Below are 14,652 nucleotides of genomic sequence, written 5' to 3'. Positions count from 1 at the left end.
GCCTTCATTATTTAATTGAAATGAAAAAATGCTGTTTTTACAGCCCTTTTAAATAAGGATATGATGTAAAAAGAGCAGAGTGGAAAGAATGAAGGTGTTTACAATGTTAAAGGCGTTAAGGAAGAGTGGTACACCTGTCATACTTTTAAATAAAACGAAGACGGAATTAAAGGAGCTTAGAAAGGATACTTTTTACTGTCCTCACTGTAAAGAACAGGTTTTTATTCGTGCCGGAGACAAAGTGAGTCCTCATTATGCTCACTTTCAAAAGAGTCAATGCTCCTTTAAAAATAAAGGAGAAGGGGAGTATCATACAAAAGGTAAAATTGCCTTATACCAGTGGCTTATTTCTCAAGACATAGAAGTAGAAATGGAATATTATTTGCCGAAAATCCACCAGCGACCAGATCTTTTAGCAAAATGGAAAAATCGATATTTCGCCATCGAATTTCAGTGTGCGGTTATTCCTCCTCAAATAATACGAGAAAGATCCATGGGATATGTCAATGCTGGTATTATCCCATTATGGATTCTTGGTGAAAATCATCTCAAAAAAAGAGGGATTCATCAAATCAAAACAACCCACTTTGAAGCGTTATTTATTCAAAAGCTAACACCTGCCCTTGAGCCTAAAATCCTTTTTTATAATCCGATAACCAATCTCTTATCGAGTTTCTCAAATCCCTATTCGATAAAATCAAGAGTGTACGGTCTTTTACAATCATCTTTGTTAAAAGATCTAACCTTTGAACAAATCTTTTCCGATTCTAAGGTTCTAGACCACCAGTTATATGAATATTGGTTAAAAGAGAAGAGAATATTTCGCAATCTGCGTGCACAATATCCGAGTTCAAAAGACCAATCATTTATTCTGTGGCTGTACAAAAGGGGATTACATCCGCAGTATTTACCTGCTGAGATTCATCTGCCTCTTCCTCATCATTTTTTGATTGAAACCCCAACGTATATTTGGCAAAGTAAAGTTTTCTTAGAGATTATTAATCCTTTGTCTAATGGGAAGACTTTTACGTATAATCAGGTGAAACAATCCTTACACTCCATACAAAAACGAAAACCACTTGCTTCGATTTTTCTTGAAGAGGATGTACCTATAAGGGAGTATTTAGGGGTATTAGAAAAACTAAATGTCATTTCACAAATAAAAAGGAATACCTATCGAAAAAAGAGAGATGTTGTATTTCCTGAAACAATAGAGAAAGCTATAAATGCCGATCAAAATGTGTTAGATAAATTAATAAAATTAGAAAAAAATACCTAAGTTCTTGTACAATAAAGAAGTGGTCAGGAAGGATTATAATTTTAGCATCAAGAATTAGTTGTATGGAGATGTACGAGAAGGAGGAAAACAATCGTGGCTAAAAACGCTAAGGAATTACCAAAGCGGGAAGAAATTCCTGCAGAACGAACATGGAAACTTGAAGATATTTTTGAAACGGATGAAGCATGGGAAAAAGAATTTAAGGAACTCCAAAAGCATTATCCAAAAATAACGGAATTCCAAGGGAAAATTACAGAATCTGCAGATCAGTTATTAGATATGTTAAAGCTACAGGATGAAATATCCAATCGTTTAGGGAAGCTATTTACGTATGCACACATGCGTTATGATCAGGATACAACCAATTCCTTCTATCAGGAATTAAATACACGAGCGGAAACTTTAATTACTCAAGCATCAAGTGCAATGAGTTTTATTGTTCCAGAGCTGCTCACTTTAGATGACAATCAGGTCAAAACGTTTCTAGCAGAAAATGAGGAATTAAACCTTTATAAGCATTATCTTGATGATGTTTTAAGACAGCGTCCTCACATTCTTAGTGAAAAAGAGGAGGAGCTTTTAGCAGAAGTATCAGAGGTTACAAGCAATCCTGAGCAAACCTTTGGCATGCTAAATAATGCAGATATCGACTTTCCTGCTGTAGAAGATGCAGATGGAAATGAAATTGACCTGACACATGGGCGATTTATACAGTTCATGGAGTCCAGAGATCGTAATGTTCGAAAAAATGCTTTTGATGCGATGTATGATACGTTTGGAAAGTATAAAAATACATTTGCTTCAACGTTAAGCGGCGCTGTAAAGCGAGATAATTTTAATGCTAAGGTTCGTCATTATGATTCCGCAAGACAGTCTGCACTTGACTCAAACAAAATCCCTGAAAGTGTTTATGATAATTTAGTGGAAGCTGTAAATGAAAAATTATCCTTGCTGCATCGTTATGTAAATTTACGTAAACGAGTCCTGAATGTCGATGAGTTACATATGTATGATTTATATGTACCGCTTATTGATGATGTTGATATGGAAGTAAAATATGACGAGGCACAGGAATATGTGCTTAACGGATTGGCCCCATTAGGTAAGGAGTATCAGGATATACTTAAAACAGGATTTGAGAGTCGCTGGATTGATGTTGAAGAAAACAAAGGAAAAAGAAGTGGTGCTTATTCATCAGGTGTATACGGAACGAATCCGTACATTTTATTAAATTGGCAGGATAACATTAATAATTTGTTTACCCTTGCCCACGAATTAGGACATTCATTACACAGCTATTATACGCATAAGCATCAGCCATTCCGATATGGAAATTACTCTATCTTTGTTGCGGAAGTAGCTTCAACTTGTAATGAAGCATTGCTCAATGATTACTTGCTAAAGGAATCTAATGATAAAAAACAAAAACTCTATTTATTAAATCATTTCTTAGAAGGTTTCCGTGGCACAGTTTTCCGTCAGACGATGTTTGCGGAATTTGAGCATGATATTCATGTTCGTGCGCAAAACGGAGAAGCTCTCACAGCAGGTAAATTGACGCAGCTCTACTATGATCTTAATAAGAAATATTTCGGTGACAATATTGTTATAGATGATAAAATTGGCTTAGAGTGGGCTCGTATTCCACATTTCTATTACAATTATTACGTATATCAATATGCCACCGGGTATTCAGCGGCAACCACACTGGCCTCACAGATATTGAATGGGGGAGATGAAGCAGTTAGTCGCTATTTGGATTATTTAAAGGCAGGAAGCAGTGATTATCCTATTGAAGTGCTTAAACAGGCAGGGGTTGACATGACTTCTAAGACTCCGATTTTATCTGCATTAGATGTTTTTGAAGAAAAGCTTAATGAATTTGAAGAATTGTTGAAGTAACCCATTCGTTTAAAAGGTCCTTTTACGAGAATAATCATACTCGAAAAGGACCTTTTAATCATTGGCTGTGTTAAAGCTTATTGTTGATTTTTTACCAAGTTGGCTGGAGCGGAAATTAATACCTATGTTTAACAGAATCTAATCATTAAACTTTTACAAGAGGTTTTCTTCTTATTCCTCTAAATGCCCTCCTAAAAACCAATGAATAAATAAGCATATAGGTAGAAATAAACAATAGAGGCAAAGTAATAAAACGAGGAATAAGATTCATCAAACCAAGGATATTTAACCCAAAGATAAAAAGGAAGAGAATAGATAAAATAATTAGTTGTACTTTCATGCTGATCACCTCTTTTGTTTTTATTAAAATATATGCTAGTACAAATGCATAAATACCCTTAAATTTTGAAAATGTGACATTTATGTGAAATAGTTCACCTATCTGTTGCGTACTTTGTACATACTTGATATGATATATACGTGAAAGATATCACAAATAAAACAAAACCCCTTTTGTTTGTAGTGAACTTTCTCCCAACCCCCTTTGTCTTGATGAAATAAAAAAGGAAGGATGATTCCATAATCATCCTTCCTTTTTTATTTAACAATCCGAAACCTATAAAATTTATAATGTTAAAATTCCTTTTCATCACCAATATAACGCCAAAATGTATCATATTTAGCCGGCATTTTTTCTACTTGGCGTTTGATTAAAAGTTTTTTCATTTCTCTTTGTGTTTGTTCACTGTTCCAATCAAAAACAACAGATATTTCTTTTGAAGCTACAAAATGATAATATTTTAAGAAATCCAAAAGAGGTGGTTTAATGGCTGGTTGTGGTGCAGATCCCAGCATTTCACATAAAACCTTTACATACACCTCATATGGGTAGAGACCTGAAATCTTAATACCTTCCTGTTCGTCAGACTGATTAAACAAAACAATAGCCGGAATTTCATCAACGTCCATTTCTCTTGTAAGCTTCAAATCACACTGTAGAGCTTTTTTGGCTGTATCTCCAAATAAATCCTTTTGAAATTCTTCGATGTCCAGATTAACTTCTTTAGCGCATTGCAGCAAAATGTTTTCATTAGAAATATTTTCCTTGCTGACAAACAAATGCTCCTGAAGCTTACGTAAAAATGACGCTCCGGATTTCCCACCTTGAAGCTCTGCTGCTTTTATCGCAATGGAGGGCAGCCAAGGAAGGGAGACAGGGTTTTCTAACCATAAATCCCCGTCACAGCTCATTCCAGTGCGGCTTGCTGTTCGATCCCATGCTTTTGCTAAGTCTTTAGGCTTCTTCATTTTACTAAGGTTCATTGTTGTAAGCTTTCCGCTTATGATTGGTTTAAGTTTAAAAAAGCGTCCATATTCCAGATTAAGTTTTTTTAGAAAGGGCTCCAGTGACCAGCATTCAGGGCACAGTGGATCAATAAATGTATATATTTCAATCGGTTTATTTAGTAAATTAGAAAAGCCATACTGGGAGTGATTGTTTCGGGTTGTGCTGCTGGTTGTTGGCCCAGTATTTTTACGAATCACTTGGATTCTCCTTTCTCAGTCTCAGGTGTGTTTATCATGTGGGTTGCAGTCATAGAAAGTCTTTCTAAAATAACGGAGTAGAAAGGTTCCTCAATTTGAGCTTCTTCTAAAGCCTCTGTCATACATTCAATCCAAGCGTTTCTGCGCGAAGGTGTGATTTCGAATGGTAAATGACGTGCTCTTAATCTAGGATGCCCTCGTTCCTGAGAAAATAACGGAGGTCCACCAAAAAATTGGGTAAGAAACATTTTTTGTTTTCTGGCTGTTTCCGTTAAATCATCTGGAAATATGGGGGTGAGTTTGGGATGTTTTCCTACTCTGGTATAAAAAGCTTCAACGAGTTTTTCAATGGTTTCGTATCCACCAATTGCTTCATAAACACTACCTTGTATATCACGCATGATTACACTTACCCTTCTTCCTGCTATTTTTATTTATAGGGATAGGAACTAATTCATTTTACGATTTTACTTTATTCATTCTAAATATGCTGTTCTATAACAATTTAATATGCTTTTTATCTATTGTAGCAACGTTATTTTGATTCTGGCAACTCATCTGATTTAAATATGGATAAATCAGGGCCCGAATCTTTTTTCAATATCTGTATAACCTTCCTTTGGAAAGTCTGGTTTAATCAGAGGTGGGAACTTATAGTCATTTATATTTCTTCAAAGAAACGTTGAATTTTATTTTTGGTTGGTCGCTTTGAAATGTTGTAATTCGTTAATAGCTGATGAAAGACTTTTTTTCCGTGTACATGCTCTGGTGCTTCAAGCTCCAATTCAAAATCCTCCGTTTGGCCGTACAAACTATGATCTAATACTAAAAGGCAGTTGTACCATTCCATTTCAAGCCTGAAGGTTACCAGTTCACCACGGTACTTTAATTGTTCTATAGGGATATGAAGATTTAACAGCTTTTGCTTGATAGCCTCAGGAAGATGGATATGTCCATTCTGACAGTTTTGTAAAACCGCTTTTGATACTGTGGCATGTGTTTCTAATAATCCATCTTCATGAGGCTCTTTAAGGGTGAAAACACATTTTTGTTTTTTTTCGCGAATACGTAATGCAGCTCCCTGGTCTTTTAGCTGAAAGCCGTCCGTCTCAAAATAATGGTTCACCTGTTTAACAGCCATTTGTTCATCCAATTGAAAGGCGTCCATAAGGCTATCATACTCTTTTTTTGTCAGCATATTTTTAAATTCGATTTCAAGTTCCTCATGCATAAAATCCAGCCTCCGTATTAAAGTATATGCATTATTATGGACATATAGAGGAATCTTGTAAAGCAGATAAACCGGGTGCTTTACTGAAGACTGATAGAATGAATGGATTATGATACAATAAGTTCGATGAAAAGCCATGATCGACTGATTGCAAGATGAAGGTGGGATGTGATGTGAATTGGGAAGTACTGCTCGCGCCATATGTACAGGCAGTAGACGAACTTAAGGTTAAACTTCGGGGTATGCGGAAACAGTATGAAAATGAGTCGAGTCATTCACCAATTGAATTTGTGACTGGAAGAGTAAAGCCGATTTCGAGTATTTTAGAAAAGGCGCAAAGAAAAGGTCTTTCTATTGATCATATGGAAAGTAAAATCCAGGATATTGCCGGATTACGTGTTGTTTGTCAATTCGTAGATGACATTTATACTGTTGTTGATATGTTAAAAAATCGTAAGGACTTTAAGATTTTAGAGGAAAAGGATTATATATCGGATAAAAAGGACAGCGGCTACCGTTCTTATCATATGATTATTCATTACCCGGTGGAAACAATAAAAGGAGAGAAAATGCTTTTAGCTGAAATACAAATCCGTACTTTAGCTATGAATTTTTGGGCAACAAATGAGCACTCTCTTAACTACAAGTATTCCGGTCAAATTCCGGTGGAAGTACAAAGCCGACTTAAGCGTGCTGCAGAGGCAGCTTTTCGTCTCGATGAAGAAATGTCCGCTATTCGTCATGAGGTACAGGAGGCACAAAAAATTTTTCGCAAAAAACAGGATCGGGATAGCCGCGAAACGTAAAAAAGCGGGACTGTAAAAAGGGGTGACAATGAGAAATGAAATTTGCCATACAATGTAAAGGTGATCAAACCTCCAAGGAAATTAAATTAAAAATAAAAAATTATTTACTTGAATTTAATTTGGAATACAACGAAAAAGAACCAGATTTGGTTATCTCAGTAGGAGGAGATGGGACGCTGTTAGAAGCCTTTCATTCCTACATACATCGTTTGAAAGAAACAGCTTTTATTGGAATCCACACTGGACATCTGGGGTTTTATGCGGATTGGTTGCCTAAAGAATTAGAAAAGCTGATTATTGAAATTGCACGTACACCTTTTCAGGTGGTGGAATATCCAATTTTAGATATAAAAATCCATCCCAAGAATGGGGAGAGTGAGGATCATTATTTAGCCTTAAATGAAGGTTCTGTAAAAACTTCGGAAGGTTCAGTAGTTCTTGACGTGGAAATAAAGGGAGAGCATTTTGAAACCTTCCGTGGTGATGGATTGTGTATTTCGACACCTTCAGGAAGCACAGCCTATAATAAAGCGCTGGGTGGAGCCATTATTCACCCTTCATTAGAAGCTATCCAAATCACTGAAATGGCCTCCATAAATAATCGGGTTTTCCGTACAGTGGGTTCACCACTTATTTTGCCAAAGCATCATACATGCATGCTGAAGCCTCTAAATGATCGCAGCTTTTTAATTACCATTGATCATCATACTTACTCTTACAAAGATGTAAAGGCTATTGAATGCCGTGTAGCAAAAGAGAAAGTAAAATTTGCGCGGTTTCGGCCGTTTCCATTTTGGAAGAGAGTACATGATTCATTTGTTGCTGATGAACGGAAATGAAGCAGGTGAAAGAAATATGAAATGGACGATTGAAGATAAACATGATGGTATGCTCGTACGCGATTACTTAGTATCGGTACGGGCATTTTCACGCCGTATGATAAAGACTGTAAAATTTTCTGATGGCATAAGAATAAATGGGAACTCTGCCACTGTCAGATATATTCTTCACAAAGGAGACCTTTTGGAAATCATATTTCCTGAAGAACAAAAGGAGAGCCGGCTTCAGCCTAAAGAGGTTCCGTTACATATCGTTTATGAAGATGGCGATGTGCTTGTTTTAGAGAAACAGACAAATATACCTGTAATGCCTTCTCCACATTCAAATCAGGCATCCATTGCCAATGGTCTTTTAGCTTACTATCTAAAGCAGGACGAGAATTACACGGCTCATATTGTCACCCGTCTTGATCGTAATACATCTGGTTTAATGCTTGTTGCCAAGCACCGCTACAGTCATTCTCAGTTGTCTTCCTTCCAGCAGAAAGGTTTAGTGAAAAGAGCGTATACAGCCTTTGTTGATGGTTATTTGAAGGAGAAGAAGGGAGAAATTGATGCACCTATTGGACGAAAACCAGGCTCTATTATTGAACGTGAAGTACGGGAGGATGGACAAAAAGCCGTTACGTTTTATGAAGTTAATCAGGAATACGATGGGTTTTCAAGTGTTAAAATTTTGCTTCAAACGGGAAGAACCCATCAAATTCGTGTTCATTTTACCTGGCTTGGCTCTCCATTATTAGGAGACGATTTATATGGTGGACCTATGGATCGAATAAAACGTCAAGCCCTCCATTGTCACAAGCTGTCCTTTTATCATCCTTTCAGACAAAAGTGGTTACATTTCAGCTCGGTTTTCCCCGATGATATGAGACGAATTTTAACTTGTGAAAATTAATCAGGAAATGTACGAAACTTTTCTTCAAGAAATGGTTGTTGGGAAGGAACTGAAACGGTTTCTTCTTCGGGTAAACGGAAAGCCGTCAATTTCCCTCCAAAAACGCAACCTGTATCAATATTTACCGTTTTTTGCTGAAAGCGTGGTTGAAGAACAGGTGTATGGCCGTAAACAATCCACTTTTCTCCTTTATAATTTTTAGACCAGTCACGTCTTTCAGGTCTACCCTGTGCATCGGTTTTTCCTGTAATATCTCCGTATAAGACAAATGTCTTTACTTTCTTACCATGCTGACCAATCATTTCTTCTTTTATCCCTGCATGAGCAACGACTGCGTTCACTTTAGGAAGCATCAAGTATAAAGGAGCCTTTTCATATAACTCCATGAATTTCGATCTGATAGCTTCTTGTTCTTGCGGGGGAAGCACTTCATATTCTGCTACAGTTGTCTCAAGTCCATGCTGCTTCTTAACAGGGTTTCCAAGAAAAAAAACGATACAGCTTGTTGCAATGGTTTCCGGGTATATATTTCCCTTTGTGGTTAACAATGACAAGCTGGTATACCAATTCAATAACGCCCAGTGAATTTGGGCCTCTGTCCATTAGGTCACCTAAGAAAACAGGAATTCGATTATACGGATGTACTGGGATACCATTATTCCACTGGTACTCAAGCTTAGAAAAAAGTTCTATTAGTTCTTCATAACACCCATGAATATCACCAATTACATCAATTTTCATCGTTTTGTACCTCCTGGAATATAAAAAGAGTGGAAGACGGTTTTATCTTTCCACTCTTGATGTTATCTATTTATCCCTTTAGTCCTAAATAAGCGTAGGCAAAATTAGTCATCAAACATATACGTCCGAATATGTGAGTAAATGTTTAATACGAGACCTATAGCCATCATATAGGCAATTAAAGAGCTTCCTCCTGCACTTATGAATGGGAGGGGAAGTCCTGATATAGGCAGGATTTTTAGAGACATACCTATATTCTGGATAACCTGATACGTAATCATACCAACAACACCAGTACAGATATAGCTGGCAAATGGATCCTTGCAGGCGAGAGCGGTTTGGATAATTCGGTATATTAAAAAGAAGAATAGAGCAATCAAAATACTTGAGCCGACAAAACCAAATTGCTCCCCAATGACAGAAAAAACCATATCTGATTCCCGAACCGGGATATTGGTTACATCGAAATTCATTAGTCCTTTCCCAAATAGCTGTCCAGATCCGATAGCAAGTAAGGTGTTGTTAATTTGGTATCCAGATCCTTGAACGTTTTGCTGAGGATTGAACCAGGCCTCCAATCGCTCAAAAACGTGTCTGAAAATGGTATCACTTAAATAGTCTTGAACGAAGTCAGGGAAGAGAAAATAAAGACCAATAAAGGCTCCTATAATCAATCCACCCATTGCGGCAATAATGAGCAATATTCGCCATCGTATACCAGATACTAAAATCATGAATGCAACAATGCAGGTTAATACCACAGCGGATCCTACATCGGGCATAGCAAACACTAATAGCACAGGTGGAAGGGTAACAAGTGCAACCTTCACAAGCAGCCAAACATCATCCCTGAAGCCGGAGGTTAGTCGCTTTTCATGGTGAGATGTGATAACATGTGCAACAGTAATCAGTAATATAATCTTCATAAACTCTGCAGGCTGTACTGTTCCAAATCCAACATTGTACCAGCCTCGGGCATTATTTAATTCAAGCGCAAATGGAAGAAAATAAACGCCTGCCAATGAAAAGAGACCAATACCATATAAAATCCAGGCTATTTTTCTATAATTATCGTAATCAAAGAACATCATAATGCCAATCACAATAAACCCTAAAACATACCACATAATCTGGTCTTTATAAAAGACGTTCGATGAGTCCGTTAACAGTATATCCTGGACAGTATATAAAGAAATGACGCTGATGGCTCCGAGTGCAAGAATAATAAATATTAAAATGTAATCTATATTAAACCGTTTGTTATCCTTTTCCATTTATATTCCCTTTCTATTTATATAAAAAGCATAAAATTGGACATGATTCGCTAAAATTCACATTCTTATTCTATTATATATTGTTCATGAAAATTCATGATTCGTCAATTATAAATATAGACGTTTCTTTAGTTGACAAACCCTACATATCGATTTACGATATAACGGTTCAAGTAAAGAAAATTCGGGAAAAGCAGCGTGATTAAGGGGGGCTTTCAACAATGGAAAATTTAGATGAACAAACTCTCCCAGCATGGTGGAAAGATGTACAGAAAGCGTTGATAAATGAACAAATGGATACCTTTCGTGCGGAGTTTTTAGAGCTTCACCCGTATGATCAAACGCAAATATTTCTGGCTCAGAATAAAAATGAAAGAATGTTAATTTATACATATTTGTCACCGGAAGAGATGGCGGAAATCCTGGAAAACATTGATTTAGATGAACTGGATCCTATTTTAACGGAAATGGATGCGCGCTATGCTTCACAGGTTTTAGGTGAAATGTCAACGGACGATGCTGTTGATGTTTTGAATACATTAGATCAAAACGAAGTAGCGAGTTTTTTAACCATTATGGAAAAAGAAGACGCAGAAGATATTAAGGGGCTTCTCCATTACGAGGAAAAAACAGCAGGAAGTATTATGACAACAGAATTTATAGCCATAGAGGCTACAATGTCGATACGCGAATCCATGCTGCATTTAAGGAAGGAAGCTCCAGATGCCGAAACTATTTACTATGTTTATGTGGTGAATGAAGATAAAAAACTGGTAGGGGTTATCTCATTACGCGATTTAATTATTTCAGAAGAGGATTGGACAGTAGCAGATGTAATGAGTGATCGAATTGTTTCCGTTTCAGTCGGCGAGGATCAAGAGGGTGCAGCAAAAATGATGCGGGACTATGATTTACTGGCTCTTCCAGTTGTAGATTTTCAGCAGCATCTATTAGGAATTATTACCGTTGATGACATTATGGATGTTATAGATGAAGAGGCAAGTGAAGATTATTCTAAACTTGCAGCCGTTTCAGGTATGGAAAAGCCCGATACGAGTGCATGGATAGCTGCCAAAAAAAGACTTCCATGGCTGATTATTTTATTATTTCTTGGTATGCTAACGGCAAGTTTAATTGGCCGGTTTGAAAAGGCTCTTGAACAGGTTCCGCTTCTGGCTGTCTTTATTCCACTCATAGCCGGTATGGCAGGAAATACTGGTACACAGGCTTTAGCGGTTGCAGTTCGTGGGATTGCAACAGGGGAGTCGAAAAATGATGGTCAAGTCAGAATCTTAATGCGCGAGGCTTTAACCGGATTGATTACAGGTATTTCGTGTGGTGTAGTCATTACAATTGTTATTTATTTATGGCAAGGTGAATTCTACTTAGGCATGTTAGTTGGCTTATCAATATTAGGGTCATTAGTAGTAGCTACGATTGCAGGCTCCTTTATTCCAATCTTAATGCATAAACTGCATGTAGATCCTGCTGTTGCAAGTGGTCCTTTTATTACGAGTATTAATGATATTATTTCCATTTTAATCTATTTTGGTATGGCTACCATTTTTATGGATCTGCTTATTTCCTAAATCCCGGACTGGGTAGTAGCACATACATGGCTGTTTTCACATATAGTAGAGGGTAGAAATCCATTAAAAAAGAAGGGGAGAAATTATGACCAACAAAGAAAAGTCGGTTCAAAGTCCTTTACTATATATTACGCAGCCTAGGGATGTCCATGTACAGGCAAGTATGCAGAAATATTCTGTTTATAAGAAAAAGAAAGAGCAAAATGCAAGCGTTCAGCAAACAGAAGGAAAACAAGATGGGGAAGAGTTCTTTTCAGACCAAGATGACAAAAAAGGATTTCGTGAAATGACAATTGAAGAGAAAATCAACTACTTAACAGAACTACCATCACAAATGCCAAAGATGAAATGTGAAGTTATCACCCCGGATAAACGCTATCGTGGCCTTATTCTGGATTTTGCAGATGAAGTGGTTAAAATGAGAACCATCCAAAAGCCTTACCGGGTTGAATTAAGTCTTTCTGAGATTGAAGATGTCAGGCTAATGGGCTTTTAAAAGCTCCTAAAAACCTCCCTGGAACCTATTATTTGTACACTGATTTCTTAAACAAATTTACCAATATAGGACATATAACCAAACGCAAGGGAGTACAAACGCATAGACTGTATCGTGAAATGACTATTTGTAAAGGAGTGGAAGTCCATATGTCTGATCGTAAAAAGGAAATCCATGTTAAAGACTTAGTTATTAAGGCAGATAATGTTGTATTTGAGCCATCCAGAAGGCGTCCGGTTGACCCATTTTTTGGTCCAGCTCGTCGACCTGAGGAAAGTGAAGGTGAATCTAATACAGAGGTAGATGTAGACGTAGATGTAAATGTAAAGGAAGACGACGAATCACAAGATCATGAAAAAGAAAGAAGACGTCCTCCGTTCTCATGGATATAGAGGTTAAGACAGTCCTAGCACATGGGACTGTCTTATTTTATGAGGTATAGAATGTTGTTTATGGAAGGGAAATTCTTATGAAAGAAAAAGATTTCATTCGATTTCTGGATTCATTCGAACGTTTTTTAGGGCGAAATGAGCATTGGTTTCAAAAGCCAGAGGAGAAAATCAAAGCCTTTGAAAAAAATATGACTCAGTGGAATCAGGATTTTGTAAAACAGATGAGCGATGTGGAAAAAATGATAAAAGAATTGGAAAAAAGAATGGAGTGACAAATTTCAGCAAACTTTTTTCAAGAAATCGATTACAATGGTGAAAGTCAAGTATATCTTTTGATTAAAAAGGGTATGGAAGATAAAAAAAGGGAGTGTTGTTATGGGGTACATTCTGCCAATGAGACCTCTCCAATATGACACTTACCATCAACGAATAAGCAAAAAGGAACAAGGACCGTTTTTAGTGGAAAAGCTTCAAAAGATACGTCATCATAACTTATCCAACCAGGAATATCGTTTCATTGGTTATACTAAAAATCCCGTCTCTCATCATTCAAAACCTAATCATAGTCAAAAAATAACTGCTCAAGAACTGTTTGAGTTTACGGGAAAAGGAAAAATAATCGACAAAAAGGTCTAGAAATGCTTAGTGGAAGAAGGAGAACTAATACGGCTCCACATACAAGCCTTCTCCTTCTTTCCATTCTGCATAAAAAACTTCTTTATAATCCTGAATTTCCTGCTTGGAAAGTTCCTCCTTTAACTGTTGTTCTGTAAGCTGTACCTCTTTTAAATTATCCGCCACAACCTCTCCATCCAAAATGACACTATAAGGTAAAACGACTCTTTCAGGTTTTGCATTCACGTCCGAACGAGTAGCCTGTTGCAATAGTGATTTCTTGAGAACAGAAATGGTACCATCTGTTTCAAAGACGGCAAATTCAACGTCCCTGATCGAAAAGGTATCTTTTGAGCGTAATAAATGCTGTAATTGGTTTAAATCAAGCTTAGCTTCTTTCATTGCATCTTTTTGCAATTTTCCATTCCGAATCACAATTGAAGGCTTTCCCTCCAGGAGCTCACGTGATTTGGTTATTTTTTGCGTTATATATTCAGTACCGTAAATAAGGAATCCCCAAAGTAATACAGCATACAAAATAGCAAAGACACCTGCCTTGTTATCAAACAGGGCATTTCCGACTAATTCTCCCAGGACTAAGGCAGCAATAAAATCAAAAGCTGTTATTTGGGTGATTTGCGATTTGCCTAAAATTTTTGTAAGGATAAATAAAGCAAAAAAGCCGACAATGGAATCAATGGTTAAACTGACAAAATTCACGTTAAAATCACTACCTTTGTTTTACCAATTAAATAATACATTTCTCTATTTTTCTCAGAACCGGATGATTCCATGCAAAAAGCATAAAAAAAGACTAACTTTTTGTGCTGAACCCTAAAAGTTAGACCAAAATATTTAAGCAGCTAGTTGACTGGTATGCAGACGGTATTCCACCCGGCTCATGCCAGTCAATTTTGCTTTTATCCGTTCATTGTTATAGTAAAAAATATAATCAGTTACTGCTTGCTTAAGCTCTTCAAATGATTTATAAACTTTACCGTAATACATTTCCTGTTTCATTAGCCCAAAGAAATTCTCCATTGGT

The 14,652-nt window shown here is 36.8% G+C and carries 16 protein-coding genes and 1 pseudogene; 10 read left to right on the top strand and 7 right to left on the bottom strand.

The genetic code is table 11. The features are described 5' to 3' along the window. The first annotated feature begins 88 nt into the window (after positions 1 to 88). Together BMX63_RS16065 and pepF are read left to right on the top strand one after the other, a co-directional pair. Complete coding sequence (locus BMX63_RS16065; RefSeq protein WP_093137401.1) at positions 89 to 1,279, top strand: competence protein CoiA; 1,191 nt, start codon at positions 89 to 91, stop codon at positions 1,277 to 1,279. Between the two features lie 93 nt (positions 1,280 to 1,372). Further along, positions 1,373 to 3,181 (top strand): oligoendopeptidase F, encoded by a 1,809-nt coding sequence (gene pepF, locus BMX63_RS16060; RefSeq protein ID WP_093137400.1) that lies wholly within the window; start codon positions 1,373 to 1,375, stop codon positions 3,179 to 3,181. 633 nt (positions 3,182 to 3,814) lie between these two features. Here the strand turns inward: pepF and BMX63_RS16050 are convergent. The 3 genes from BMX63_RS16050 to BMX63_RS16040 all read right to left on the bottom strand — a co-directional run bounded on the left by BMX63_RS16050 (position 3,815) and on the right by BMX63_RS16040 (position 5,957). Next, on the bottom strand, positions 3,815 to 4,723 hold the full coding sequence (locus BMX63_RS16050) for a ClpXP adapter SpxH family protein (protein WP_093137509.1): 909 nt from the start codon (positions 4,721 to 4,723) through the stop codon (positions 3,815 to 3,817). Beyond that, positions 4,723 to 5,127: a globin domain-containing protein gene (locus BMX63_RS16045; protein ID WP_093137396.1), complete on the bottom strand. Its 405-nt coding sequence runs from the start codon at positions 5,125 to 5,127 to the stop codon at positions 4,723 to 4,725. The genes BMX63_RS16050 and BMX63_RS16045 overlap by 1 nt, the downstream gene beginning before the upstream one ends. A gap of 260 nt (positions 5,128 to 5,387) precedes the next feature. Further along, the gene (locus BMX63_RS16040; protein ID WP_177167363.1) at positions 5,388 to 5,957 is read right to left on the bottom strand and encodes a CYTH domain-containing protein; all 570 of its coding nucleotides are present in this window, start codon (positions 5,955 to 5,957) and stop codon (positions 5,388 to 5,390) included. Between the two features lie 173 nt (positions 5,958 to 6,130). Here BMX63_RS16040 and yjbM point away from each other — a divergent pair, with 173 nt between their 5' ends. Genes yjbM through BMX63_RS16025 form a run of 3 tightly spaced genes read left to right on the top strand, consistent with a single transcriptional unit; the run spans position 6,131 to position 8,500 of the window. After that, on the top strand, positions 6,131 to 6,763 hold the full coding sequence (gene yjbM / locus BMX63_RS16035; RefSeq protein WP_093137393.1) for a GTP diphosphokinase: 633 nt from the start codon (positions 6,131 to 6,133) through the stop codon (positions 6,761 to 6,763). Between the two features lie 35 nt (positions 6,764 to 6,798). Next, positions 6,799 to 7,602, top strand: a complete 804-nt coding sequence (locus BMX63_RS16030) for an NAD kinase (RefSeq protein ID WP_093137391.1) — start codon at positions 6,799 to 6,801, stop codon at positions 7,600 to 7,602. Next, positions 7,589 to 8,500, top strand: coding sequence for an RluA family pseudouridine synthase (locus BMX63_RS16025; RefSeq protein WP_245732861.1), 912 nt, complete (start codon positions 7,589 to 7,591; stop codon positions 8,498 to 8,500). Before BMX63_RS16030 ends, BMX63_RS16025 begins: the two co-directional genes overlap by 14 nt. On the opposite strand, the pseudogene prpE reads toward BMX63_RS16025, so the two are convergent. After that, a pseudogene (gene prpE, locus BMX63_RS16020) lies at positions 8,497 to 9,241 on the bottom strand (bis(5'-nucleosyl)-tetraphosphatase PrpE). The gene BMX63_RS16025 and the pseudogene prpE overlap by 4 nt on opposite strands. 104 nt (positions 9,242 to 9,345) lie before the next feature. After that, positions 9,346 to 10,515 (bottom strand): FtsW/RodA/SpoVE family cell cycle protein, encoded by a 1,170-nt coding sequence (locus BMX63_RS16015; protein WP_093137389.1) that lies wholly within the window; start codon positions 10,513 to 10,515, stop codon positions 9,346 to 9,348. 221 nt (positions 10,516 to 10,736) lie between these two features. On the opposite strand from BMX63_RS16015, the gene mgtE reads away from it, so the two are divergent. The 5 genes from mgtE to BMX63_RS15990 all read left to right on the top strand — a co-directional run bounded on the left by mgtE (position 10,737) and on the right by BMX63_RS15990 (position 13,628). Then, positions 10,737 to 12,104 (top strand): magnesium transporter, encoded by a 1,368-nt coding sequence (gene mgtE / locus BMX63_RS16010; protein WP_093137388.1) that lies wholly within the window; start codon positions 10,737 to 10,739, stop codon positions 12,102 to 12,104. Positions 12,105 to 12,189: 85 nt separating this feature from the next. Then, entirely contained in the window at positions 12,190 to 12,600 is a 411-nt protein-coding gene (locus BMX63_RS16005; RefSeq protein ID WP_093137386.1) for a CotO family spore coat protein, read from the top strand. Between the two features lie 149 nt (positions 12,601 to 12,749). Continuing rightward, a complete protein-coding gene (locus BMX63_RS16000; protein WP_093137385.1) occupies positions 12,750 to 12,992 on the top strand; it encodes a hypothetical protein in 243 nt (80 codons plus the stop codon). 77 nt (positions 12,993 to 13,069) lie between these two features. Then, positions 13,070 to 13,264, top strand: coding sequence for a hypothetical protein (locus tag BMX63_RS15995; protein ID WP_093137383.1), 195 nt, complete (start codon positions 13,070 to 13,072; stop codon positions 13,262 to 13,264). 103 nt (positions 13,265 to 13,367) lie between these two features. Beyond that, on the top strand, positions 13,368 to 13,628 hold the full coding sequence (locus BMX63_RS15990) for a hypothetical protein (protein ID WP_093137382.1): 261 nt from the start codon (positions 13,368 to 13,370) through the stop codon (positions 13,626 to 13,628). Positions 13,629 to 13,652: 24 nt separating this feature from the next. Here the strand turns inward: BMX63_RS15990 and BMX63_RS15985 are convergent, their stop codons facing one another. Then, positions 13,653 to 14,327, bottom strand: coding sequence for a DUF421 domain-containing protein (locus BMX63_RS15985; RefSeq protein ID WP_093137380.1), 675 nt, complete (start codon positions 14,325 to 14,327; stop codon positions 13,653 to 13,655). A 135-nt stretch (positions 14,328 to 14,462) separates the two neighbouring features. Continuing rightward, on the bottom strand, positions 14,463 to 14,652 hold a 190-nt coding region (locus tag BMX63_RS15980; protein WP_143060178.1), incomplete at its 5' end, for an IS3 family transposase.

Source organism: Salinibacillus kushneri (assembly GCF_900111405.1).
GTDB lineage: Bacteria > Bacillota > Bacilli > Bacillales > Alkalibacillaceae > Salinibacillus > Salinibacillus kushneri.
This window is presented reverse-complemented; position numbering and strand designations above follow the sequence as displayed.